The 25,661-nt window shown below is 61.9% G+C and carries 21 protein-coding genes; 6 read left to right on the forward strand and 15 right to left on the reverse strand.

Annotated elements, in window-relative coordinates; genetic code table 11:
• The first annotated feature begins 6 nt into the window (after positions 1–6).
• Together CO671_RS20770 and CO671_RS20775 are read left to right on the forward strand one after the other, a co-directional pair.
• Positions 7–1,989 (forward strand): protein-L-isoaspartate(D-aspartate) O-methyltransferase, encoded by a 1,983-nt coding sequence (locus CO671_RS20770; protein ID WP_097607512.1) that lies wholly within the window; start codon positions 7–9, stop codon positions 1,987–1,989.
• A 175-nt stretch (positions 1,990–2,164) separates the two neighbouring features.
• A complete protein-coding gene (locus tag CO671_RS20775; protein ID WP_097607513.1) occupies positions 2,165–2,434 on the forward strand; it encodes a hypothetical protein in 270 nt (89 codons plus the stop codon).
• 133 nt (positions 2,435–2,567) lie between these two features.
• Here CO671_RS20775 and CO671_RS20780 read toward each other — a convergent pair whose 3' ends face one another.
• The 7 genes from CO671_RS20780 to CO671_RS20810 all read right to left on the reverse strand — a co-directional run bounded on the left by CO671_RS20780 (position 2,568) and on the right by CO671_RS20810 (position 10,204).
• Positions 2,568–3,332, reverse strand: coding sequence for a FadR/GntR family transcriptional regulator (locus tag CO671_RS20780; protein WP_064696735.1), 765 nt, complete (start codon positions 3,330–3,332; stop codon positions 2,568–2,570).
• A 130-nt stretch (positions 3,333–3,462) separates the two neighbouring features.
• Positions 3,463–4,527 (reverse strand): four-carbon acid sugar kinase family protein, encoded by a 1,065-nt coding sequence (locus tag CO671_RS20785; protein WP_097607514.1) that lies wholly within the window; start codon positions 4,525–4,527, stop codon positions 3,463–3,465.
• A complete protein-coding gene (locus CO671_RS20790; RefSeq protein ID WP_097607515.1) occupies positions 4,524–5,516 on the reverse strand; it encodes an oligopeptide/dipeptide ABC transporter ATP-binding protein in 993 nt (330 codons plus the stop codon). The genes CO671_RS20785 and CO671_RS20790 overlap by 4 nt, the downstream gene beginning before the upstream one ends.
• Positions 5,516–6,523 (reverse strand): ABC transporter ATP-binding protein, encoded by a 1,008-nt coding sequence (locus CO671_RS20795; protein WP_097607516.1) that lies wholly within the window; start codon positions 6,521–6,523, stop codon positions 5,516–5,518. The genes CO671_RS20790 and CO671_RS20795 overlap by 1 nt, the downstream gene beginning before the upstream one ends.
• Positions 6,520–7,479, reverse strand: a complete 960-nt coding sequence (locus CO671_RS20800; RefSeq protein ID WP_097607517.1) for an ABC transporter permease — start codon at positions 7,477–7,479, stop codon at positions 6,520–6,522. Before CO671_RS20800 ends, CO671_RS20795 begins: the two co-directional genes overlap by 4 nt.
• A 2-nt stretch (positions 7,480–7,481) precedes the next feature.
• The gene (locus tag CO671_RS20805) at positions 7,482–8,438 is read right to left on the reverse strand and encodes an ABC transporter permease (RefSeq protein ID WP_097607518.1); all 957 of its coding nucleotides are present in this window, start codon (positions 8,436–8,438) and stop codon (positions 7,482–7,484) included.
• A gap of 128 nt (positions 8,439–8,566) precedes the next feature.
• The gene (locus CO671_RS20810) at positions 8,567–10,204 is read right to left on the reverse strand and encodes an ABC transporter substrate-binding protein (protein ID WP_097607519.1); all 1,638 of its coding nucleotides are present in this window, start codon (positions 10,202–10,204) and stop codon (positions 8,567–8,569) included.
• Between the two features lie 323 nt (positions 10,205–10,527).
• Between CO671_RS20810 and CO671_RS20815 the strand changes: the two genes are divergently transcribed.
• From CO671_RS20815 to pdxA, 4 genes are all read left to right on the forward strand, one after another.
• Entirely contained in the window at positions 10,528–11,433 is a 906-nt protein-coding gene (locus tag CO671_RS20815) for a dihydrodipicolinate synthase family protein (protein ID WP_097607520.1), read from the forward strand.
• Between the two features lie 11 nt (positions 11,434–11,444).
• Positions 11,445–12,632, forward strand: a complete 1,188-nt coding sequence (locus CO671_RS20820) for an exo-alpha-sialidase (RefSeq protein ID WP_097607521.1) — start codon at positions 11,445–11,447, stop codon at positions 12,630–12,632.
• 347 nt (positions 12,633–12,979) lie between these two features.
• Positions 12,980–14,113, forward strand: a complete 1,134-nt coding sequence (locus CO671_RS20825; protein ID WP_097607522.1) for an iron-containing alcohol dehydrogenase — start codon at positions 12,980–12,982, stop codon at positions 14,111–14,113.
• A gap of 30 nt (positions 14,114–14,143) precedes the next feature.
• Positions 14,144–15,130, forward strand: a complete 987-nt coding sequence (pdxA, locus tag CO671_RS20830) for a 4-hydroxythreonine-4-phosphate dehydrogenase PdxA (RefSeq protein ID WP_097607646.1) — start codon at positions 14,144–14,146, stop codon at positions 15,128–15,130.
• Between the two features lie 1,234 nt (positions 15,131–16,364).
• On the opposite strand, the gene glpK is transcribed toward pdxA, so the two are convergent.
• The 8 genes from glpK to glpD all read right to left on the reverse strand — a co-directional run bounded on the left by glpK (position 16,365) and on the right by glpD (position 25,554).
• A complete protein-coding gene (gene glpK / locus CO671_RS20840; RefSeq protein ID WP_097607524.1) occupies positions 16,365–17,867 on the reverse strand; it encodes a glycerol kinase GlpK in 1,503 nt (500 codons plus the stop codon).
• A gap of 151 nt (positions 17,868–18,018) precedes the next feature.
• A complete protein-coding gene (locus tag CO671_RS20845) occupies positions 18,019–19,743 on the reverse strand; it encodes an ABC transporter substrate-binding protein (RefSeq protein WP_097607525.1) in 1,725 nt (574 codons plus the stop codon).
• 79 nt (positions 19,744–19,822) lie between these two features.
• Positions 19,823–20,104 carry a DUF2160 domain-containing protein gene (locus CO671_RS20850; RefSeq protein WP_097607526.1) on the reverse strand — a complete coding sequence of 94 codons (282 nt, stop codon included), beginning with the start codon at positions 20,102–20,104 and terminating at the stop codon, positions 19,823–19,825.
• Between the two features lie 13 nt (positions 20,105–20,117).
• Positions 20,118–20,939 (reverse strand): carbohydrate ABC transporter permease, encoded by an 822-nt coding sequence (locus CO671_RS20855; protein WP_010027958.1) that lies wholly within the window; start codon positions 20,937–20,939, stop codon positions 20,118–20,120.
• 13 nt (positions 20,940–20,952) lie between these two features.
• Positions 20,953–21,816, reverse strand: a complete 864-nt coding sequence (locus CO671_RS20860) for a sugar ABC transporter permease (RefSeq protein WP_088678084.1) — start codon at positions 21,814–21,816, stop codon at positions 20,953–20,955.
• Positions 21,817–21,819: 3 nt separating this feature from the next.
• Positions 21,820–22,890 (reverse strand): ABC transporter ATP-binding protein, encoded by a 1,071-nt coding sequence (locus CO671_RS20865; protein ID WP_097607527.1) that lies wholly within the window; start codon positions 22,888–22,890, stop codon positions 21,820–21,822.
• A 9-nt stretch (positions 22,891–22,899) separates the two neighbouring features.
• Positions 22,900–23,997 carry an ABC transporter ATP-binding protein gene (locus CO671_RS20870; RefSeq protein ID WP_097607528.1) on the reverse strand — a complete coding sequence of 366 codons (1,098 nt, stop codon included), beginning with the start codon at positions 23,995–23,997 and terminating at the stop codon, positions 22,900–22,902.
• A gap of 42 nt (positions 23,998–24,039) precedes the next feature.
• On the reverse strand, positions 24,040–25,554 hold the full coding sequence (gene glpD / locus CO671_RS20875) for a glycerol-3-phosphate dehydrogenase (protein WP_097607529.1): 1,515 nt from the start codon (positions 25,552–25,554) through the stop codon (positions 24,040–24,042).
• Positions 25,555–25,661: the final 107 nt, after the last annotated feature.

Below are 25,661 nucleotides of genomic sequence, written 5' to 3' on the forward strand. Positions count from 1 at the left end.
GATCCCATGGATATGAACCGCATGCGAGACCACATGGTGGAACACCATGTCGTGCGTCGCGGCATTCGCGATCAAAGCGTCGTCAGGGCGATGCGCATAGTGCCGCGCGAGAAATTCGTCGATCCGGGCTTCGAGGAATTCGCCTATGAGGATGCGCCCTTGTCGATCGGCGAGGGTCAGACGATCTCGCAGCCTTTCATCGTCGCTCTGATGATCGAGAAGGCCCATCTGGGTGCGGGCGACAAAGTGCTCGAGGTCGGAACCGGTTCCGGCTACGCCTCGGCCCTCCTCAGCCGGATCGCCAGGCACGTCTATACCATCGAACGCCATGAACGGCTGGCGCTTCAAGCCAGAGAACGGTTTGAAAAGCTGGGATACGGCAATGTCGACGTCCGGGTGGGCGACGGCAGCAAGGGCTGGGCGAACGCCGCTCCTTTCGATGCGATTATCGTTTCCGCTGGCGCACCCGAGGTGCCGGCCGCCCTGAAGGAGCAGCTGGATCTCGGTGGGCGGCTCATCATCCCGGTCGGCCGCAGGGACGAACAGCGCCTGAAACGCATCACGCGCACGGGGGCATCCACCTTCGACGAGGAAGATCTGGGCGGCGTCCTTTTCGTCCCGCTGATCGGCGAGGATGCCTGGACTACAGCCCATCCGATGTATACGGCGACAGCCCCGTCATTGCGCACAGGGGAAACATCCAGCAAATTCATCTCGGCCGCGGCTGAAGAATTTTCCTCGATCGACGACAAGGGCTTTGCCGCCCTTTTTGATCGTTTTGCCGACAGCCGCATCGTTTTGCTTGGCGAATCCACCCATGGCACCGCCGAATTTTATGAGACGCGGGCTGCCATCAGCCGGCATCTTATCGATCATCACGGATTCAATCTCATTGCAGTCGAAGCGGATTGGCCGGATGCGGCCGCCATTGACCACTGGATAAATGGTCGGGCACCGGGAGACGGACAGCCGTTCGGCCGCTTTCCCACGTGGATGTGGCGGAACCGGGAGTTTTCGCGGTTCATCGGCTGGATGAAGGAGGAAAACGAACGGCGCAAAGCGTCGCACAAGGATCCGGTGCGGTTTTACGGCCTGGATCTCTATAATATGTCCGGGTCGATCCGTTCCGTCCTCGACTATCTCGAAAATGTCAGCCCGGAAACCGCCAAGATTGCCAAGGAGCGCTATGGCTGCCTCAGTCCCTGGCAGAGCAATCCCGCGACCTATGGTCGGGCCGTGCTGACCGAAGCCTATCGATCATGCGAGGATGCGGTGCTGAAGCAATGCACGGAGCTTTTGACGCGATCGCTGGATGATGCGGCCTCAGGTGACGATGATTTTCTAAACGCCGTCCAGTCCGCAAGACTGCTCGCCGCCGCCGAACGATATTATCGCATTATGTATTATGGCGGTGCTCAGGCCTGGAACCTGCGCGACACCTATATGGCCGACACCGTCGAGCATCTTCTCGACTTTCACGGACCGGCGGCAAAGATCATCATATGGGCTCACAACTCCCACATCGGCGACGCCCGCTACACGGATATGGCAACCGCCCGCGACGAACTGAGCCTCGGTCAGCTATGCCGGCAGCGCTTCAACGAGATGACAAGCCTCATAGGGCTGGGAACACACTGCGGCGAGGTGATCGCCGCTGACGATTGGGAGGGGCAGGCGGAGGCGAAACAGATGAACCCGTCGCTTCCGGAGAGCTGCGAGCGTTTATGTCACGACACGGCAAAGCCGCGATTTCTTCTCGACCTCAGGGCCGATGAGGAATTGCACGCAAGCCTGGTCGAACAGCGGCTTCAGCGCTTCATAGGGGTGATCTACAGGCCGGAAACCGAACGGCTGAGCCACTACATGTCGGCATCGCTGTCGCGGCAATACGACGCCTTCCTCTGGTTCGATGAAACGCACGCGCTTTCGCCACTCATCGCTCGGCAGTCCGGGACGGGCGATCAGGAAACCTTCCCCTTCGGTTTCTAGAGCGAGGCGGGATCGATCGACGCGACAGAGCGGGAACTCTCTGCGCATCCGCAAGTTTAGTGGTTGATCGCCCCAGCAGATCCATGTGAAGCATTTGGTTATCGCCTCACTCGGAGGCGCCGCGAAAATCAGGACCCGGCGCACTGGTACGAAGCCGAATGAGGAGGCGGCAGATATGTCTGAATATGTCAGCTATTCCCCGGGCCCCGTCCCGGCCGGGTCGCTGATCGTCAAGCTCTATCGATCGGGAAGCCAGATCAGGGGATACGTCAGCGAGGTCGCAGACACGGACCACGACGATACGATCTTTCCCGGCGAGGAAATGGAACCTGAAGCAGCCTTCAGGCTGGCTGAAACCCATCGCGACACCAACGGTGCCCCGATCTTCGTCGATCTTGTCGAAGACGTTGTGTGGGATCCGTCCTGGGGTCACCTCAGGCCATAGCGTACCGAGCGATCATCAGCCCGTCGGCCTACCAAAGCTCTGTGCCGGACCCGCTACGACGAACCCGCGTCGCGGCGGCAAGCGACGATCTGCGCCATGCTTCGTTCGGGGCAAACCCGCTCCCCATGCCCCTTCAGAAGGACAAGTCGAGCACCCTGCCCTCGAACAGACGGTCCCGGGAGCCTTCGAGATGTGCTTTCATCAGCCGTTGCGCATCGTCGGCCCGGCCATCGGCGATCGCCTTGTAGATGGCGTTATGCTCTTCATAGACCTGTTCCAGCCCCTGGCGGGGGCCGAGCAGGGAAAGGCCGTGGAGATGCATGCCGACGGCGATATGGGCTTTCAGCGCATCGATCGAGGCAGTGTAATAATGGTTGTTGGCAGCCTCGGTCACGGCGCGATGGAAGATGAAATCGGCGTCGGTGCGGTGAAGCTGATGGCTGGTCGCCTCGCGCAGGTCCGCAAGGGCGCTGGCGATCTTCTGGATCGCCTGCTCATTGCGGCGCTTGGCGGCGAAATAGGCGGCGGCCGGCTCGATGGTCAGGCGGAATTCGTAGCAGCGCTGAATATCGGCAATGGTCTTAACAGGCGAATAGGCAAGCTGTGTCGTCGGCGAGCCATGGGCGCTGACGAAGGTGCCGGCTCCCTGGCGGGCATAGACCATGCCCTGGTCGCGCAGGCGCGCCAGCGCATCGCGGACGATCGGCCGGGAAACACCGAGCATCGAGGCAAGTTCGTGTTCGCCGGGAAGGCGTGAATCCGGCGGATAGTTTCCGCCGCGAATCCGCTCGAGCAGCTGGTCGAAGACGCGATCGACCAGCTTGACGGCCTTGCCGCGTTCGGGCTTGCCCGGCGGGCCGGCTTCCGCGTTCAAAGATTCGCCATTCGCTTCAGTCACGTCATTCTCCCCGACGGTATCTTAGCATGATGCCGAAAAGTGTGAGCGGTTTTCAGGCGACATCATGCTCTAACTCTTTGAATTGAGAACAGGATGATTTCAGGCCGACTCGGCCTGAAATCATCCTGTTCTAGGCCGCCTGATTCCGAAGAACCAGTCTTAGCAAACTATCGGAATTGCCGAAGCCCCCTGACTTGACGGCACACCGAAAAGGCCGCCCGTCGGCGGCCGTCACATCGAACCAGGGAATGCCGGCCTCGATTTCGCCCTTCGGCGTGAGCACCTTCACGTCAAGCGCGTGGAGGATTGCCAGCGCCGTATCGCCACCGCCGACCATCAGCATATCAGGCCTCGTATCGTCGATCACCCTTTTGACACCGGCCGCAAAGTCATGGGCGACGAGCGCCGCATCGGCCGTCATGTCGCCGGTGCAGCGCAGCAGCACCGGCAGCGCCAGGCCCTCCCCGCATTCGATCTGCCCCACCGGCGCGTCCACCACCACGCGCAAGGCGCCGGAGGCTTCGAGCCGGTTCATCTGGGCGGCGGTGATCGGATCGCGCGAACCGAAGGCAAACAGCGTGCGGGGGGTCGGCGTAAATTCCGTCACCGGCCGCCGCCCGGTTTCGCCGAGGCGGCGGGCGAATGCCGCACCGAGGCCACGCGCACCGACGCCGAGCGTCGTCAGCCAGACATGACCCGCGACGATCTGATCGAGATCGGCATCGTCCTCGGCATCGGCTACGACAACATTGTCCGCGCGGCTCTCGAACAGATCGGCGACCGGCAGCGGCTTGTTGACGCCGCGGCCGACGACGCAGCCCCGGTAGGTCAGGCGCTCCTGATCGGGAATGGCAGGCGCCACGAGGATATTCTTCAGGCCGAGCGCATCCGCAAGCGCCAGGCTTTCGGCCGCAACATTGCCCTTCAGCCGGGAGTCGATCTTCTTCATGACGACGTCAGGCTTCACGTCGCGAAACACCTTCGCCGCCGATCGGACCTTTTCGGCGGCATCGCGCTCGCCAAGGGCGCGCGAGGCGGTATTGACGACGACGACATCACAGCCGGTGGCGATCGCATCCTGCGCCGCTGCGACATCGACGGCAACCGCGACCGAGAGGCCGGCCGCAACGAAGGGGGCACCGGTATCGAGCGCCCCCGTCAGATCGTCGGCGATGATCACGGCCTTCAGCGTCATGCGATCTCACCTGTATTGACGGCGTGGCAGGCGACGAGATGGCCGGGCTTGGCTTCCTTCCAGACAGGAATGACCTTGCTGCAGACATCCATGGCGATCGGGCAGCGCGTGTGGAAACGGCAGCCGGAAGGCGGGTTCAGCGGGCTCGGCACGTCGCCCTGCAGGATCTGGCGTTGACGGGTGCGCTCATGCTCCGGATCGGTCTCCGGAACGGCCGACAACAGCGCCTTCGTATAGGGATGCAGCGGGTTGTCGAAGAGTTCCTCGCGGGTCGCGAGTTCGGCGAGCCGCCCGAGATACATGACGCCGACACGGGTGCTGATATGACGCACCACCGCGAGATCATGGGCTATGAAGAGATAGGTCAGGCCGTATTTCTCCTGCAGATCGAGCAGCAGGTTGATGATCTGCGCCTGGATCGACACGTCGAGCGCCGAGATCGCCTCGTCGCAGACGATGAATTTCGGCTGGCAGGCGAGCGCCCGGGCGATGACGACGCGCTGGCGCTGGCCGCCGGAAAGCTCATGCGGGTAGCGCTGGGCAAACCGTGTCGGCAGGCCGACATCGGTGAGCAGCGTCGCCACCCTCTCCTTGAGCTCGGCCTTGGTGCACAGCTTGTGAAAGAGGATCGGCTCGCCGATCGCCTCGCCCACCGTCATGCGCGGATTGAGCGTCGAATAGGGGTCCTGGAAGACGATCTGCAGGTCGCGGCGGAACGGCCGCATCTGCTTTTCATCAAGCTTGGCGAGATCCTGGCCTTTGTAGACCACCTTGCCGCTGGTCGCCTTGTAGAGGTTGAGGATGGTGAAGCCGGTCGTCGACTTGCCGCAGCCGGATTCGCCGACGAGGCTCAGCGTTTCGCCTTCCATGATGTCGAGATCGACATTGTCGAGCGCATAGACGGTTGCCGAGCGTTCGCCGAAGGCGCCGAGCTTGACGTGGAAATGCTTGACCAGATTTTCGACCTTGAGCAGCGGTTGCGCAGCCATCACGCGGCCTCCTGCATTCTCTGGACGACGAAACAGGCGGCGCGATGATTGCTGCTGCCGCTCAAGGGTTCGAGCCGCGGCACCTTCTCGTGACAGATCGCCTCGACGAGCGGGCAGCGCGGCGCAAAGGGGCATCCCTTCGGCCGGCGGCCAGGTTCCGGCGGCGTGCCGCCGATCGAGCTCAGCCGGCTTGCCGGCGGATCTGACAGTTTCGGGATCGAGGAGAGCAGGCCGCGCGTATAGGGATGGCTCGGCCGGGCATAGAGCTCGTCGACCGGGGCGTCCTCGACGACCGTGCCGGCGTAAAGCACGGCGACGCGATCGACGAGGCCGGCGATCAATGCCAGATCGTGGGTGATCCAGACGACGGACATGCCGAGCTTGGCGCGCAGATCCTTCACCAGATCGACGATCTGCGCCTGAATGGTGACGTCGAGCGCCGTCGTCGGCTCATCGGCGATCAGAAGCTTGGGATTGCAGGCAAGGCCGATCGCGATCATCACGCGCTGGCGCATGCCACCGGACAGCTCGTGCGGAAAGGCTTGCAGCCGCTCTTCCGGGCCGGGAATGCCGACGAGGCGCAGGAGTTCGACAGCGCGGGCGCGAGCCTCCGCCTTCTTCATTTTTCGGTGATAGATCAGCGGCTCGCAAATCTGGTCGCCGACGCGCATGACGGGATTGAGCGAGGTCATCGGATCCTGAAAGACGAAGCCGATATCGCCGCCGCGCACCTTGCGCAGCTCGCGATTCGACATCGTCTGCAGATCGCGCCCGGCGAAGGTGGCCGTTCCCTTGGCGACCTTGATCTTGTTCGGCAGGAGCCGCATCAGGCTCAGCATGGTGAGGCTCTTGCCGCAACCGGATTCGCCGACGACGCCCAAGGTTTCGCCTTTGTCGACATGGAGATCGATGCCGTCGACGACGACGGCCGGGCCGTTGCGGCCATCGATCTCGACGGTAAGCCCCCTGACATCGAGCAGGCGTTCTCTGTTTTGAGTGTCCATCATTTGCTGCCCCGCGGATTGAGCGCGTCGTTGAGGCCATCGCCGAGGAAGCTGAAGGCGACCGAGGCAAGGCCGAGCACGGCCGCCGGAGCGGCGAGAAGATGCGGATAATGCTGCCAGACGCGAAGGCCGTCCGAGATCATGTTGCCCCAGCTCGGCGTCGGCGGATTGACCCCGACGCCGAGGAAGCTGAAGGCGCTTTCCAGCACCATCGCCGTACCGAGACCGGCGCTGACCGAGACGATCAGCGGCCCGAGCGCATTCGGCACGACATACCGCTTGATGATGACCCAGTTCGAAAGCCCGAGCGCCTGGGCGGCGGTGATATAGGGCCGGCTGCGGATCGACAGCACCTGGGCGCGCACCAGGCGCGCGTAAGGCGGCCAGGAGATCAGCGCCATCGACCCGAAGACGAGGATGAAATCCACCCATATCGTCTGGCGGTAGAAGGGATTGAGGGTCTCGAGGTAGCGCGCCTCCATCCAGCGGGTGATCGGCGATTTCAGCGAGGCGTTGATGACGACGACGAGCAGCAGGTTGGGAACCGACATCGTCACATCGGTCAGCCACATGATGGCGCGGTCGAAGGGATTGCCGAAGAAGCCGGCCACTGCGCCCAGCGTCAGGCCGATCAGCACCGCGAAGAAGGTGACGATGACGGCAACGAGGAAAGCGGTCCGCGTGCCGAACACCACGCGGCTGAAGACGTCGCGGCCGAGGTCGTCGGTGCCGAAGAGATGGCTCATCGACGGCAGCGCGTTGCGGGCATTGAGATCCTGGCTCAGATAGTCGTAAGGCGTGAGATAGGGCCCGAAGACCGCCGTGAAGGCGAGGATCAGGACGACGATGAGGCCAAAGATCGCGAGCTTGTTGCGCCGCAGCCGATGCCAGGCATCGCGCCACAGGCTGACCGGCGGTTCCTCGATGGTCTCGGTGGGGGAAAGAGGGATTGCGGACATGGTCAGCGGCTCCTTCTTGAATCATTGGCGCGGGGGTCGAGCAGCGGATAGAGCACGTCAACCAGCAGGTTCGAGACCATCACCAGGAACGATCCGATCAGCGTGATGGCCAGGATGACGGGATAGTCGGAATTGATCAGCGCCTGCACCGTCAGGCGTCCGAGCCCCGGCAGGCCGAAGACCAGTTCGACGAAGATCGCGCCGTTGACGATGGTGATCATGATCAGGCCGAGCTGCGTGACGACAGGGGTCAGCACCGGCCGCAGGATATGGCGCAGCGCCACGATGATCTCCGGCACGCCCTTGGCCCGGGCGGTGCGGACGAAATCCTCCGACAGCACCTCGATGACGGCGGCCCGGGTCTGACGCACGATCAAAGCGATCGGCTGGAAGGACAGCACGAGCAGCGGCAGCAGGATGCGGACATCGAGGATGCCGCCCCAGCCATAGGGCACGCTGGCACCCGGCAAGAGCACGATCAGGCCGACCATCAGCAGCGGCCCGGCGACATAGGCCGGGATCGCCCAGAGGAAGAGCGCCGAGCCGAGAATGGCGTAGTCGAGGCGGGAGTTCTGGTTCAGCGCGGCGATCATGCCGAGGGGGATTGCAACGAGGGCCGTCAGAATGATGGAACAGAGGGCAAGCTGGAAGGAGACGGGTGCGGCGGCCGAGACCATCGCCCAGACGGCGCGGCCCGAGGTCAGCGAATTGCCGAACTGGCCGTGCAGCAGGTTCCAGATGTAAAGGCCGAACTGCTCGATGAAGGGCCTGTTGAGGCCGGCACTTTCACGGATGGCTTCGATGCGCTGCGGATTATAGGCGACGTCGCCCGGCGCGCGCAGGAAGATCAGCTTGATCGGATCGCCGGCGCCATAGAAGGCCAGCGCGTAAACGGCCAGCATCACCACCAGAACGGACGGAATCCAGATGGCAAACCGGGTTAGCACGTAGCGCAGCAAGGCCACCTCCCACCTGTTGTTCGATGCGGTCCGTCCTAAAGCCAGGCAGATCGCAGCTCTTCGTCTTGAAACTTGCGCGAAGGCCTTGCAGCCTTCGCGCGCTTATTGCCAGGAACGATAATTTCCAATCAGCCGATGGAGATGTTCCAGGGTTCGGCGATCTGCCAGTCGAGGTTCTTCTCGAGTCCCGTGACCTCCTTGGTGGCCCAGCGCGACATCGCCTGAGAATACCATGGAATGAAGGCCCAATCCTCGCGGAATGCCTTCTGGGCTTCCTGGGCGAGAGCAACGCGCTGTGGATCATCCGCAGCCTTGGTCGCCGCTTCGGCAAGGGCGCTGTCGACCTTGTCGTTCTTGTATCCGCCGAGCTTGTTCTGCGCGTTCGACGAGGTCGAGGCGATGCTGCCCGTGAGATAGGAAACGGCGTCCGGGACACGGGTGCCGACGTCGTCGCGGAAGATCTGGACCGAGTTTTGATCCGGACCGGCATAGGAGTCCTGCTGCGGCTTCATGTCGACGGCAGTGATGCCGAGGTTCTGGCGCCACTGCTCGGCGATGAACTGGGCGGCGGCCTGAATGGCCGGCGCCGAAATGCCGACGAACAGGATCTTCGGCAGGCGCTCGGGTCCGCCATAGCTCGATTCGGCAAGCAGCTTCTTTGCGGCTGCCGGATCATAGGGAAAGGCCTCGAAGCCGGAATTGTCGGCGCCGGGAACCGAGTTGAGGATCTGGTCGGCCTTCTTGTGCGGCCCATCCGGATAGGACGCCTTGAACAGGCCGTCGCGGTCGACCGCCATGATCAGTGCCTGGCGGACCTTCGGATCGTCCATCGGCGCGCGGGAGATGTTGAACCAGAAGTGCTGGCTGGTCGGGATCAGCGGGCCGGCCGAGAATTCCGGGCCGAGATCCTGGATGATCGTCGAGGTGACGAGCTCGGTATGGGCGTTGAACTCGCCCGACTTGATCAGCGACGTGGCGGTGACATTGTCCTCGATCGAGGTGATGTCGATGCGGGCAAGCTTCGGCTTCTGCCCAAAGAAGTTCTCATTCGGCTCGAAGGTGATCTTGCCGGCATCGATATCGATGCTCGTCAGCTTGAAGGGGCCGGAGAAGACCGGATTGTTCTCCGGCTTGTACCAGTCGATGATCTCCTCGCCGTCGCTGCCGCGCGACTGCGACGCCTTGGTGATCGGTGCGATGTGGTTGGCGAGGCGCATGAAGAAGATCGGATCGGCGGCGGCCAGCGTCACGACGACGGTCCCCTCGTCTGGTGTCGCGACACCGGTGAGCTCGTTGCCCGAGCCGGCGGCGATTTCGGCGTAGCCTTTGACCTTGCTCAGCACCTGGTCGGCGCGCTGGCTCTTGGTGTTCGGCATCGAGGCGACTTCCCACGATCCCTTGACGTCGGCCGAGGTGATCTTGCTGCCGTCGGAGAAGACGGCCTTCGGGTCGATCTTGAAGGTCCAGACTGTGTTGTCGGCCGATTCCCAGCTGGTGAAGACGTAGGGCTTGATATTGCCCTGACTGTCGAAATACATCGGCGAAGCCCACCAGATCGAGTTCCAGCGGAACGTTCTGCCGCCGCCGCGCAGCGGCGACCAGTCCTGGTCGAAGGCCGGATGGGCGACCTTCAGGACCTGGCCTTCGTCGGCGAGCACGATGCGGGCATTCATCCCGAATACGGTCAGCCCGACGCCGGCGGCAAGGCCGAGCTTCAGCGCGTTGCGGCGCGATAGATTGGTTTTATCCGATTGATCAAAAGACATGGCATTCCTCCCAGGTGAAATCGGCAGCGCTCTCCCTGCGCTGCCAGGCGCAGCACAATCCGTCGCCTATCGTTCTCTCGTTATTGTAAATATGTCAACAAAAAATCATGATTTTCATTAGAACAAAATTTATCTCTAAAAAAAGAACAATAATTACAACAAGATAAATTTTCGGCTTCACGTCAAGCCATTTTGTCTTCTTGACAAAAGCGCCGCAATGGAAAAGTTCTTAGCACTCCATCGCAGACAGATGCATGACAATCGGGCGCAGTCGCGCGGTTCGGACACGGATCGCCAAGCCAGGACGCACCGAAGGAGGAGAAATGAGCCATCACAGGATCACCGGCGTCTTCAGCGCGGCCGCAACGCCGCTGACGGCTGACGACACGCCGGATTTCGCGCTTTTCACCGACCATTGCCGGCGGCTCCTGGCCGAGGGATGTCATGGCGTGGCCCTGCTCGGCACGACCGGTGAGGCCAATTCCTTCTCCGGTAGCGAGCGGCGCGCCATTCTGGAAGCGGCTGTGAAGGCCGGCATTCCGGCCGACAGGCTTTTGCCGGGCACCGGCGTCGTCGCCATTCCGGAGACCGTGGAACTGACACGGCACGCGTTGTCGCTCGGTGTCACCAAGGTGGTGATGCTGCCGCCCTTTTATTACAAGGGCGTCTCCGACGACGGCCTCTTCGCTGCCTATTCGCAAGTGCTGGAAAAGGTCGCCGACACCCGCCTGCGGGTCATCCTTTATCATATCCCGCAGGTTTCGGGCATTCCGCTGTCCATTCCGCTGATCGGCCGGCTGATTGCGGCATTCCCGGAAACCGTCGTCGGCATCAAGGAATCGGCCGGCGATTTCAACAACATGCAGGCCATCATCGCCGCGCATCCCGGCTTTTCTGTCCTGGCCGGCGCCGATCCGCTGCTGCTGCCGCTGATGAAGGCCGGCGGCGCCGGCTGCATCACCGCCACCTCCAATCTGGTGGCGGATTCGCTCCGCACCGTTTACGACCATTTTCATGACGAGGCGCGCGCCGCCGATGTCGAGGCGGCGCAGGCGCGCATCAACGCCTATCGCACGCTTTCCAACTCCTACGTCCAGATCCCGACCATCAAGGCAATGGTCGGGCTGAAGACCGGCAATCCCGCCTGGAAGCGCACGCGCGCGCCGCTGATGCCGCTCGCCGAGGCGGATTATGCCGCACTCGCCGACAGCTACGCCAAACTGCCTTGAGGAGATCCGCCATGACATTTACCGGCCTGCCTCCGGAAGCCGTGCCCGCTCTGATGACCGGGACCGTCACCCCTCACCCCTCTGTCGCAGGCCGCGCCGATGCCTACCTGCCCTCGCCCTGCATTCAGAACCATGCAGCAAATCTCGCCTTTCTGCCCGACGGGACGCTGACCTGCGTCTGGTTCGGCGGCACGATGGAGGGCATGGGCGACATCTCGATTTACATGTCGCGGCTGGCGCCGGGCTCCGATCGCTGGTCGGAAGCGGAAAAGATGAGCGACGATCCTGAGAAATCCGAGCAGAACCCATTGATTTTCAACGCTCCGGACGGAAAGATATGGCTGCTCTACACATCGCAGACCTCCGGCAACCAGGATGGCTCGATTGTCAAATGCCGGATATCCGATGACGGCGGCAAGACATTCGGCCCGGTCCGAATCCTCTGCGACAGCCCCGGTACCTTCGTTCGCCAACAGATCGTCGTCAACGACCGGGGCGACTGGCTGCTGCCGATCTTCCGCTGCGTCGGCCTTGCGGGCCAACGCTGGAGCGGCGATGCCGATACGGCAGCGGTGCTGATCTCGCGCGACGGCGGCGCGAACTGGCAAATGGTCGATATTTCGGACAGCATCGGCGCCGTGCACATGAACATCCTGTCGCTTGGCGGCGACGAGATGATCGCCTTCTACCGCAATCGTTTCGCCGAAACCATACTTTCGAGCCGATCGGCGGATGGCGGCGAAACGTGGAGCCCGCCAGAGCCGACCGAACTGCCGAACAACAATTCCTCGATCCAGGCCACCGTTCTGGATGATGGAGGGATTGCAATGGTTTACAACCATTCGAATGCGACGATGTCGGATGCGCGACGCCAGTCTCTCTACGACGAAATCGAGGGGGACGAGGCTGGAGAGAGCGCTGCTATCGTTGCCGATACCGGCCGCAAGGCGGTCTGGGGTGTTCCGCGCGCGCCGCTCAGCCTGGCGATCTCGAGGGATGGCGGCAGGACCTTCCCGCATCGCATGGATCTCGATACGGGCGACGGCTTCTGCCTCAGCAACAATTCCAAGGATTCGCTGAACCGCGAATTCTCCTACCCCTCGGTCATTGAGGGCAGCGATGGCACGCTCCATGTCGCCTACACCTATTACCGGCGCGCCATCAAATATGTGCGGCTCGCCCCGCAAGCGCTGCCGTAAGCAAGATGCCGGCCTGAAATTGTAAATCTGCTTGTCCGATCCGGCGTGAGAGGATGCGGGACACAGAGAGATTGGCCGGTCACGCCGAGGATTTGACAACAGATTTGGGCTCTCCGCCACCGACATGATGGCGGCTGGCCCTTTCACTGCCCACCCCATCCAACAACATCATAAATATTTGATTTTTAAGCTTATACTGGCACATTTCGATCCGCTGAAATCTGTTTTTCGGCACGGTCGGCAATAAAATATCCCCTAGCCGGGAATGCTGGCTTGACATTGATCTTACAACTTTACAATAAATGGGTTAACACTATTGCCGCAAGATCTTGCAGGAGGACTGGTTCATGGCCAGCTTGGATTCGCCAATCACGATCATTCGGCCGCATCTGATCGAATTCGGCATCGGCACGGCGGCAAAGCTCGGCAAATGGGCCGCCGAAAAGGGCTACAGGCGCACGCTTGTCATCTCCGACGCTTTCAATGCCTCGCGCATCGACCTGCTGGAATTAAAGGGCGAGGTGACGGTCTTTGCCGAGGTGACGCCCGAGCCGGATACGGCCAACCTCGAAAAAGTCCTGGCGGCGGCGAACGGCGCCGACGCCGAGCTGATCGTCGGCTTCGGCGGCGGCAGCGCCATGGATCTGGCAAAGCTTGCCGCCGTTCTTGCCGGCTCGGCGCAGACGCTGCATGACGTCGTCGGCCCGAACAAGGTACATGGACCGCGCAAGGCAGCGCTTGCCCAGGTGCCGACGACATCGGGCACCGGCAGCGAGGCCGGCATCCGCGCGCTCGTCACCGACCCCAGGACGATGGCCAAGCTCGCAGTGGAGAGCCTGCATATGCTGGCCGACATCGCCGTCATCGATCCGGCCCTGACCTTCAGCGTGCCGGCCCGCACCACGGCCGCTACCGGCGTCGACGCCATGGCCCATTGCGTCGAGGCCTTCACCAATCGCAAGGCTCATCCGATGATCGATATCTACGCGATCGAGGGAACGCGGCTGGTCGGCAAATATCTCGCCCGCGCCGTCAGGGACGGCAACGACGCCGAGGCGCGCGCCGGCCTGTCGCTCGCCTCGCTTTATGGTGGCTTCTGCCTCGGTCCGGTCAACACCGCAGGCGGCCACGCGCTCGCCTATCCGCTCGGCACGCGCTGGCATGTCGCGCATGGCGCGGCCAATGCACTGATCTTCCCGCATGTTCTCGCCTTCAACACGCCGGCCGCACCGGAGAAGACGAAAGCGGTGATGGCAGCGCTTGGGCGTCAAACCTCGGACAACACGACATCCGTGTTCGATGCGGCCTATGCTTTCTGCGCCGAGCTCGGCATCGAGATGAAACTGTCAGGGCTCGGCGTGCCGGAAAGCGATCTCGACGCCATGGCCGACGACGCTTTTGCCATCCGGCGCCTGCTCGACAACAATCCGCGCGACCTCACCCGCGCCGACATTCGCTCGATTTACGCAGCCGCCTTTTAGGCGGCACGGTTTTCAGAAGGGACTTTGATGATGGACAGGAATGCGAAAGTCGCCGTCACGCTCGGTGATCCCGCCGGCGTCGGCCCCGAGGTGATCGTCAAGGCCCTGGCGGCTCTTCCGAGCGAAGAGCGCCGCGATTTCGTCATCATCGGCAATGTCGAAGCGCTGGAACGCGCCGACCGCGTCAGCGGCACCGGCCTGAAATTCGGGCCTGCCGATGCCCCCGGCGATGACAGGATCGCCGTCGATGAAGTTCCGCTCGGCGCGGCCCTGCCCGAGATCGGCAAGGTCAGCCCCATCGCCGGCGATGCCTCGGTGCGCTACATCACCCGTGCCGTCGATCTCGCCATATCAGGACAAGCCGATGTCATTGTCACCGCGCCGATCAACAAGGAGGCGATGAACCTTGCCGGCCATCACCATGACGGCCATACCGGGCTTCTCGCCCATCTCACCGGTTCGAAAAGCTCCTTCATGTTGCTTGCTTCCGAGCGGCTGAACACCATCCATGTCTCGACCCATATCTCGCTGAAGGGCGCGATCGAGCGCGCCAAGACCGAGCGGGTACTCGCCACCATCGAAGCCGGCCACAATCATTTCCTGCGTCTCGGCAAAAAGGCGCGCATCGCGGTTGCCGGCCTCAATCCGCATTGCGGCGAAAACGGCCTGTTCGGCACCGAGGACATGGAATTCCTGGCGCCGGCGGTCGAGCAGGCCCAGGCCAAGGGCATCGACGTCGTCGGCCCGATCTCCGCCGATACGGTCTTCGCCCGCGCCTATAATGGCGCCTTCGACCTCGTCATCGCCCAATATCACGATCAGGGCCACATCCCGATCAAGCTCGTTGCCTTCGAAACGGCGGTCAACGTCTCGCTCGGCCTGCCGATCGACCGCGTCTCGGTCGATCACGGCACCGCTTTCGACATCGCCGGCACCGGCAAGGCCAATCACGTCAACATGCTCTCGGCCATCGCCTATGCCCGGCTGATGGCGCGCTCACCGCGGCGCGGCGGGTGACGATAGCAATCCGGAAGGGCGCGGATGCAGAAACAGCCCACGATGCGACTGCATGATTATTTGGCATTCGTGACGGTGAATCTTAACGCGACAAGAATAGAGCACGACCATAGCCGGCCGCCTCGAGCTGACCGAGCATGTCCCAACGGCGATCAACCAAGCGGAGCGATTACTGCGTTCCAGCGACGTGTGTCTCGGAGGGAAGTCATGGCGTCGCGGCGTTTTCGGGCTAGGGCTGAGGCGGGGCTTTGTAGGATGATCCTAGCCCGAGACTTGCTATCCGCCCCTTCCATGTGGAAAGGTATTCTTCGACATGCGTGGCGCGAGCCGCGATACATCATTGCGAGTTGACGGCACGAGGGAAGATATGCTTCCGGCAGAGAAATACCTTGATGGCAGCGGCATCGTTGGAGGCACGATAATATTATCATTGTTGTTAGTATATTTAATTCTTCAGGAAGTACGAGAAATTATATTTTACAAGAAAAATAATTGGAATTTTGATTTGGACAGCAGCACCGGATGGAAGATGTATAAGGGTGACTCAACGGATGAGAGAGATCTTATAACCAACAAATCCAGGGTTTGCTACGGAACCCCATTCATGATTTCTTTAGTCGCAATATTCCTGATTCCGTGTGCGGCGATTATTTTATCGAAGTAGATTTCGTTTTTATCTAACTGGGTGAGATTTGGCATTTCAGATTCGGGAAGGTAAGCCAGAGTCAGTGTCTCAATCCCCCATTTATTAAGTACCTGGCATCCTCAACGGTAAGATTGCCGGGGTCGTGTCCGGCGCGATTCCGGAGCCGGATGCACAGCAGCTCGAAGGCCAGCCTCCAGTGCGTGATCCCGAGCGGGAATGCAGGATGATTAAAGGCCCCATCCCATCACATGCCAAACAATCGGCGATCTCAGAAAATCGGCTGGTGAAGGCTTGCCGTAATCGATGGGAAGTTCGGGTGACGATCCATCCCGATCACCTGATCAAATAGACGCCACTCTCTCTATGGCGGGTGCGTGCCCGTCATTGCCGATCTGCAATGCAGCTGGAGCAATGGCAGCGTCAGTGGATGCTGTACCGAGTACAAGGATGACGTCGAGCTCGGCAACATCGTCCAATCCGCTCAGAAGGGCCGCCCGAAAGATCCTAAAAGCATGTCGGGGAACAGTGGAAGCGGTTCAGCATTTCGAGGCGCAGGATTGCCTAACGACCCGCCAGATCGCTCCGTCGTTACCCCGCAGCGGTATCCGAAATCATCCGCGATACGGCATTCTTCCAGCCGATGATCTTGGCCTGACGCTCGCCCTCCTCCATCGAAGGGCTGAAGCGGCGGTCGCAGGCCCAGGCTTGCGCAAACTCCCGCCGGCCGGGCCAGATGCCGGCCTTCGAGCCGGCAAGCCAGGCGGCACCAAGTGCCGTCGTCTCGCGTATTGCCGAACGGTCGACCGGATTTCCGGTCATGTCGGCCAGGCACTGCATCGTCCAGTCCGAAGCCGCCATGCCGCCGTCGACGCGCAGCACGGTTTCCAGCTGGTTGACACCCCAGTCCTTCTTCATCGCCACCAGCAGGTCGAGCGTCTGATAGGCGACGGATTCGAGCACGGCGCGGGCAAATTCCGCCGGTCCGCTGTTTCGCGTCAGGCCGAAAATCGCGCCGCGCGCGGCCGGATCCCAATAGGGGGCGCCGAGACCGGTGAAGGCCGGAACGATATAGACCTGCTGTCCGGGATCGGCCTTGGCGGCAAGCACCCCCGCCTCTGACGCCTGCTCGATGATGCCGAGGCCGTCACGCAGCCATTGCACGGCCGCACCGGCGATAAAAATCGAGCCCTCGAGCGCATAGGACGTCTCGCCGTCGAGCCGGCAGGCGATGGTCGTCAGCATCCGGTTGGAGGAGGAAACGCGGTCCCGGCCGGTGTTGAGCAGAGCGAAACAGCCGGTGCCATATGTGGATTTCATCATGCCGGGCTCGAAGCAGGCATTGCCCACGGCCGCCGCCTGCTGGTCGCCGGCGACCCCGAGGATCGGAAGCTCGGCGCCGAACAGAGCCTTGTCGACACGGCCGAAATCATCGGCGCATTCCCTGACCTCCGGCAGCATCGCTGTGGGAATACGGAGAATGCCGAGAAGCTCCTCGTCCCATGCGCCGTCATCGATATTGTAGAGCAGCGTTCGCGACGCGTTGGTCGCATCGGTGGCGTGCACACGGCCGCCCGTCAGATTGTAGATCAGCCAGCTGTCGATCGTGCCGAAGCAGACATCGCCCGCTTCCGCCTTCTCCCGCAAGCCGCCGACATTGTCGAGCAGCCAGCGCAGCTTGGTGCCGGAGAAATAGGGGTCGAGCAACAGGCCGGTTTTGGCGGAAAACAGCTTCTCATACCCATCGGCTTTCAGGCTCTCGCACATTTCGGCGGTGCGCCGGTCCTGCCAGACGATCGCGCGGTGAAGTGGAGCGCCCGACCGTCGATCCCAGACAACCACCGTCTCGCGCTGATTGGTGATACCGATCGCGGCTATGTCGACAGCCTTAAGACCGGCATCGGCGATCGCCTTGCGCGCTGTGTCGACGACGGAGCGCCAGATTTCCGCGGCATCGTGCTCCACCCAACCAGGCTGCGGATAATATTGCGTGATCTCCGCCTGAGCGGAGCCTGCCATTTTCATGTCGCCGTCGAAGATGATCGCACGCGAGGACGTCGTGCCCTGATCGATCGAAAGAATATAGCCGCTCATATCCGTCTCCGGCTCGCACGAGATCGCTCCGCCTGCCGGCGATCGGCAGGACGCGGATGTTTCATGAGAGATAGATTGTGGGTGCCACCGGCTTGTCGCCGGTGGCAGGAAGGGATGGCCGGAGGCCTCGTTGCCTCCGGCCTGGTCCGCCCTACTTCTTCTGCCAGCTCTTGACGAGTTCGTCGTAGTTGACGGTGAGCGGCTTGTCCTTCTCGTTCTCGATCTTCAGCTGCGGAGCGAGGTTGCCCTTCTTCACCGCATCGGCGTTCCAATAAGCGAGATCATGCTCTTCGGCGAGCTTCGGGCCGATGTCGCCCTGGACCTTGGCGCGTTCGAGGCGCTGGAGCACCTTTTCCTGCTCTGAGCACAGCGAGTCCATCGCCTCCTGCGCCGTCTTGGCGCCGGAAGAGGCGTCGCCGATCGCCTGCCACCAAAGCTGTGCGAGCTTCGGATAGTCGGGAACGTTCGTACCGGTCGGCGACCACTGCAGGCGGGCCGGCGAACGGTAGAATTCGACGAGGCCGCCGAGCTTCGGCGCGCGGTCGGTGAAGGACTTATGATCAAGCGTCGACTGGCGGATGAAGGTCAAGCCGACATGGCTCTTCTTCACGTCGACGGTCTTCGACGTCACGAACTGGGCATAGAGCCAGGCCGCCTTGGCGCGATCGTCGGGCGTGGACTTCATCAGCGTCCACGAGCCGGCGTCCTGATAGCCGAGCTTCATGCCGTCCTTCCAGTAGACGCCATGCGGGCTCGGCGCGAAACGCCATTTCGGCGTGCCGTCCGCATTGACGACCGGCAGGCCTTCCTTGACGAAGTCGGCGGTGAAGGCCGTGTAGGTGAACATCTGCTGGGCGACTTCGCCCTGCGAGGGGACCGGGCCGGATTCGGAGAAGGTCATGCCCTGGGCGGCAGCCGGTGCATAGGCCTTCATCCAGTCCAGATATTTCTGGATGGAATAGACTGCTGCAGGGCCGTTGGTATCGCCGCCGCGCGCGACGCACGAACCGACGGGACGTGAGTTCTCGTCGACCTTGATACCCCATTCATCGACGGGCTTGCCGTTCGGGATGCCCTTGTCGCCGTTACCGGCCATCGACAGCCAGGCGTCGGTGAAGCGCCAGCCGAGCGACGGATCCTTCTTGCCGTAGTCCATGTGGCCATAGACCTTCTTACCGTCGACTTCGCGGCCGGTGAAGAACTCGGCGATGTCCTCATAGGCCGACCAGTTGACCGGCACGCCGAGATCGTAGCCGTACTTCGCCTTGAAGTCGGCCTTGTTCTTCTCGTCGTTGAACCAGTCGTAACGGAACCAGTAGAGGTTCGCGAACTGCTGGTCGGGCAGCTGGTAGAGCTTGCCGTCAGGCGCCGTGGTGAAGGACTTGCCGATGAAGTCGTCGATGTCGATGCCCGGGTTGGTGACATCCTTGCCTTCGTTGGCCATCCAGTCGGTCAGCGAGCGGGCCTGCTGATAGCGCCAATGGGTGCCGATCAGGTCGCTATCGTTGATATAGGCGTCATAGATGTTTTCGCCCGACTGCATCTGCGTCTGCAGCTTTTCGACGACGTCGCCTTCGCCGATCAGGTCGTGGGTGATCTTGATGCCGGTGATGGCGGTGAAGGCCGGGGCCAGCACCTTGGATTCATATTCGTGTGTCGCGATCGTTTCGGAAACGACCTTGATGTCCATGCCGGCGAAGGGTTTCGCTGCATCGACGAACCACTGCATTTCCTTTTCCTGGTCAGCGCGGGGAAGCGTCGAGAGATCGCCGACTTCCTTGTCGAGGAAGGTCTTCGCCTCGTCCATGCCGGCATAGGCCGATGCGGTCATCGCCAGCAGCAAGCCTGCTGTCGTCGTCAATAAGTGCCGTCGCATAATATCCTCCCAGGGTTTGCGATTGCAGTCACATACTCAGGCGGCCAAGAACCCCCGGCCATCTGTCTTCACTTTGCCGTCACACGTAACGGAACACGCCGATGGCGTAGACCACGGAGATGGCAAGAGCCCACCACAGGTTGGGCCCAGCGAGCCCAAGCCATGCAAGATGAATGAAAGCGCTGCCCAGCAGCGAAACGAAGAGCCGGTCGCCGCGCGTCGTCTCGAACCGCAGCACGCCTGTGCGCGGCGACCCGCCCGGCGAAAAATATTCCCAGACGCTCATGGCGATCAGAAGCGCCAGGATCGTCAGGAAGAACAGCGCCGTCGGCAGCGTCCAGGCCATCCAGGAAAAATTCATGACCGTCTCCTCCTCAAACGCGCCCGAGCGCGAAGCCCTTGGCGATGTAGTTGCGGACGAAATAGATGACGAGCGCGCCCGGAATGATGGTGAGCACGCCGGCCGCCGCCAGCACGCCCCAGTCCATGCCGGAGGCGGAAACCGTTCGCGTCATGATCGCCGAGATCGGCTTTGCCGCCGTCGTCGTCAGCGTGCGGGCAAGCAGCAGTTCGACCCAGGAAAACATGAAGCAGAAGAATGCCGCCACGCCGACGCCGCTTGCGATCAGCGGAATGAAGATCCTGATGAAGAAGCGCGGGAAGGAATATCCGTCGATATAGGCGGTCTCGTCGATCTCCTTCGGCACGCCGGACATGAAACCTTCGAGGATCCAGACGGCGAGCGGCACGTTGAACAGGCAGTGGGCAAGCGCCACGGCGATATGCGTATCGATCAGGCCAAAGGCCGAATAGAGCTGGAAGAACGGCAGCGCGAAGACCGCCGGCGGCGCCATGCGGTTGGTCAGCAGCCAGAAGAACAGATGCTTGTCGCCGAGGAAGCGGTAGCGCGAGAAGGCGTAAGCCGCCGGCAGCGCCGCAGCCACCGAGATCACCGTGTTCATCACCACGTAGATGATCGAGTTGATGTAACCGTTATACCAGGATGGATCGGTGAAGATCACCGTGTAGTTGCGCAGTGTCGGGTTCGTCGGCCAGAGCGAGAAGGCGCCGGTGATCTCGGCGTTCTCCTTGAAGCTCATATTGACGAGCCAGTAGATCGGCAGGATCAAGAAGATGATGTAGATCGTCGGGACGAGCCAGGAGAGGCTGCCTGCAGGTTTGAATTTATTGGTCATGATTGCCCTCCCCTTAGCTCGCGTCGCTGCTGGTCATCACGGTGTAGAACACCCATGAAAGCAGCAGGATGATGAGGAAATAGATGATCGACATTGCCGCTGCCGGGCCGAGATCGAACTGGCCGACCGCCATCTTCACGAGGTCGATGGAGAGGAAGGTGGTCGAGTTGCCGGGGCCGCCGCCGGTGACGACGAAGGGCTCGGTATAGATCATGAAGCTGTCCATGAAACGCAGCAGCACGGCGATCAGCAGCACGCGCTTCATCTTCGGCAGCTGGATATAGCGGAAGACGGACCAGCGCGAGGCGCCGTCGATCTTGGCCGCCTGATAATAGGCATCGGGAATCGAGACGAGGCCGGCATAGCAGAGCAGCACGACGAGGCTCGTCCAGTGCCAGACGTCCATGACGATGACGGTGACCCAGGCATCGATCGGATCGCGGACATAGTTGTAGTCGAGGCCGATCGCTTCGAGGGTATGGCCGAGCAGGCCGATATCGACGCGCCCGAAAACTTGCCAGATGGTACCGACGACATTCCACGGAATGAGCAGCGGCAGCGCCATCAGCACCAGGCAGACGGGAACGCCCGGCCCTGATTTCGGCATGTTGAGCGCAATGAAGATCCCGAGCGGAATTTCCAGCGCCAGGATGATGAAGGAGAACAGCAGATTGCGCTGCAGCGCTTCCCAGAAGCGGTCGGAATGCAGCGTCTGGATGAACCAGTCGGTGCCGGCCCAGAAGAATTCGTTGTTGCCGAACGTATCCTGGACCGAGTAGTTGACGACGGTCATCAGCGGGATGACGGCCGAAAACGCCACGAGCAGCAGCACCGGCAGCACCAGAAACCAGGCTTTGTTATTCCAAGTCTTCTGCATGGCTCAGGCCTCCCTGCCGACACGCCAGCTGTCGGCGTAGATGCTGATGGCGGACGGATCGAAGGTGACGCGGGCATCCGCGGGAATATCGTCGTCTTCAGAGACAACGATCGCGATCGGCTGGCCGGCGAAACGGGCGCGCACGATCTTCTGCCGGCCGATATCCTCGATCTTATTGATTGTAACAGGCATGCCCTCCCGCCCGAGGCGGATGAATTCGGGGCGAATGCCAAGTTCGGTCTTCACCGCGCCATTGGTATTCGGCGCATAATCCAGCGTCAGCACCTCGTCTCCGACCTTGACGGCGCTCCCGTCGATCTTTGCCGGCATGACGTTCATGCCCGGCGAACCGATGAAATAACCGACGAAAGTGTGGCTCGGCCGCTCGAAGAGTTCGGCCGGCGTGCCGATCTGGACGATCTGGCCGTCATACATGACGACGACCTTCTCGGCGAAAGTCAGCGCCTCGGTCTGGTCGTGGGTGACATAGACCATGGTGAAGCCGAACTGCTTGTGCAGCCGTTTCAGCTGCGAGCGCAGCACCCATTTCATGTGCGGATCGATGACGGTCAGCGGCTCGTCGAACAGGATGGCGTTGACGTCGTTGCGCACCAGCCCGCGGCCGAGCGAGATCTTCTGCTTCTGGTCGGCGGTCAGCCCCTGCGCCTTGCGCTTGGCCCAGCCGGCAAGGTCGATCATTTCGAGAATGTCGCGTACGCGCCGGTCGACATCGGGCTCGGCCACACCGCGATTGCGCAACGGGAAGGCGAGATTGTCGTAGACGGTCATCGTGTCGTAGATGACGGGAAACTGGAAGACCTGGGCAATGTTGCGGCTCTGCGTCGAGAGATTCGTCACATCCTTGCCGTCGAAGAGGATGCGGCCGTGCGACGGCTGCAGCAGACCCGAGATGATGTTGAGCAGCGTGGTCTTGCCGCAGCCGGAAGGACCGAGCAGCGCATAGGCGCCGCCGTCGTTCCATTCGTGGTCGACTTCTTTCAGCGAATAATCCTTCTCCGTCTGCGGATTGGCTCCGTAGGCGTGGCGGATATGGTCGAGCGTAATGCGTGCCATTGTGCTCTCCTATGCCTTTGCCGCTGCAGCGGCAGCGTGGCCGACCGTGGCGATGGCGCGGCCATCGGCGCCGAAGGCCAAAAGGTGGCGCGTGTCCAGAAAGGCCTCGATCTCCATGTCGGGATCGATGTCGTGAATGCCGTGCGCCAACATCACCCAGCGCACACCGTCATATTCCAGGTGAACGAAGCTCTCCGAACCGGTGATCTCGGAAACCAGCGTGCGCGCCTGCAGGCGGGCCGCATTGCCGGTCTGGGCTTGGAGGCCGAGATGATGCGGGTGAAAGGCGATGGTGACAGGACCGTCCGGCACAGCGGCCAGATGCGAGGGGACGGCAAGCGTGGCCCCGCTCGGGCGCGTGAAGATATCGCCCGATTTCATCACGTCGAGCGTGTTCAGCGGCGGATCGGCGAAGATGCCGGCGCTATCGAGATCGACGGGGCGGCGATAGACGTCGATGGTCGGCCCGAACTGGGTGACCCGACCTTCGTTCAGCGTTGCCGTGTTGCCGCCAAGCAGCAGCGCCTCGGACGGTTCGGTGGTGGCATAAACGAAGATCGCGCCCGACTGGGCAAAGATCTTCGGCAGTTCCTCGCGCAGTTCCTCGCGCAGCTTGTAATCGAGATTGGCGAGCGGCTCGTCCATCAGCACCAGGCTGGCATTCTTGACGAGGGCGCGGGCAAGTGCGGTGCGCTGCTGCTGGCCGCCGGAGAGGTGGAGCGGCGTGCGGTCGAGATAGGGCGTGAGCTTCAGAAGCTCGGCGGCCTTGCGCACGTCGCGGTCGATCGTGGCGGCATCCTTGCCCGAGATGCGCATCGGTGAGGCGATGTTCTCGTAGACGGTCAGCGCCGGGTAGTTGATGAACTGCTGGTAGACCATGGCGACGTTGCGCTTCTGCACCGGCATGCCGGTGACATCAGTGCCGTCGAAATGGACGGAGCCTGCGGTCGGGCGGTCGAGCCCGGCCATCAGCCGCATCAGCGAGGTCTTGCCCGACAGCGTCGGCCCGAGCAGGACGTTCAGCGTGCCGCGCTCGAGGACCAGATCGGTCGGATAGATGTGATAGTCCGCGCCCACCATTTTGGCGGCGTTCCGCAGTTCCAGCATTCCTGTTCCCGTGCCTCCACGCAGCGGGGATCACACGCCGCCTTATCCGGCCATCGCCGGTATGGCAGCCATGTACTCCTCCAGTGACTGAGCCTGCTCCTTCGAAAGGCGCAGACCATCCTTTGTTCTCCTCCACAGCACGTCTTCGGCGCGCCGGGCCCATTCATGTTCGACGAGATATCTGACTTCGGCCTCGTAAAGATCGCCGCCGAACAGCCGCCCGAGATCCTCGATGCCGCGGGCGTCGCCGAGAAGCGTCTCGGCCCGGGTGCCGTAGCGGCGCACCAGCCGGCGCGCATGCGGATCGGCAAGGAAGGGGTAACGGCGTTTCAGCTTGGCGACCTCGGTCTCATAGCCCTTGACGGCGAAATTGCCGCCCGGCAGATGGCTCTTGGCCGTCCAGGGGGCGCCTTTGACGCCGATCGCCGCACCGATCTTTTCCAACGCATGTTCGGACAGCCGGCGATAGGTGGTGAGCTTGCCGCCGAAGACGTTGAGCAGCGGCGCGGCAGCCCCTTCGCCATCCAGCTTCAGCACATAATCGCGCGTCGCCTCCTGCGCCTTCGAGGCGCCGTCGTCATAAAGCGGCCGCACCGCCGAATAGGTCCAGACGATATCATCCGGCTTGACCGGCTCCTTGAAATATTCCGAGGCCGCATTGCAGAGATAGACCGTCTCCTCCTCGGAGATCCTGATATCCCTGGGATCGGCGGTGAAATCGCGGTCGGTTGTGCCGATCAGGGTGTAGTCGCCCTCATAGGGAATGGCGAAGATGATGCGATTGTCCGGGTTCTGGAAGAAATAGGCGCGGGGGTCGTCGAACTTCTTCTTGACGACGATATGGCTGCCTTGGACCAGGCGGACATTGTGGGCTTCGTTCTGGCCGAACGCGGAACGGATGACGTGATCGACCCATGGGCCGGCGGCATTGACCAGCATGCGGGCCTGATGGCTGTCGCTGCTGCCGGTGACGGTATCGGTCGTCTCGATATGCCACAGGCCGTTCTCACGCGTTGCCGAGACCACTTTGGTGCGCGGCAGGATGGTCGCACCCTTGTCGGCGGCGTCGCGGGCATTCAGCACGACCATGCGGGCATCGTCGACCCAGCCGTCGGAATATTCGAAAGCCTTGGTGAACAGCGCCTTCAGCGGCTTGCCGGCCGGATCGCGGCGCATATCGAGCACCGACGTCGCCGGCAGCAGCTTGCGGCCGCCGAGATGGTCGTAGAGGAAGAGGCCGAGCCGGATCAGCCAGGCCGGGCGAATACCGCCCTTGTGATAAGGCAATACGAAGCGCAGGGGCCAGATGATGTGCGGCGCCATCGCCCAGAGGATCTCGCGCTCCATCAGCGATTCACGCACCAGGCGGAATTCGTAGTGCTCGAGATAACGCAGGCCGCCATGGATCAGCTTGGTGGCGCCGGATGAGGTGCCGGAAGCGAAATCGTTCATTTCCGCCAGCGCCACGGAATAGCCGCGCCCGACGGCATCGCGTGCGATGCCGCAGCCGTTGATGCCGCCGCCAATGACGAAAATGTCGTATATCTCCCGGCCCAATTGCCCCTCCGAGCCTGCTGCTGATTTCGCATCGCACAAAACTTGCGCGATTGCGAAAGTGACATCAGTTAAAACGAAAGAAATACGAATGTCAAACGAATGTTTGC

It is taken from the genome of Rhizobium sp. M10, from assembly GCF_002531955.1.
Lineage (GTDB): Bacteria > Pseudomonadota > Alphaproteobacteria > Rhizobiales > Rhizobiaceae > Rhizobium > Rhizobium etli_C.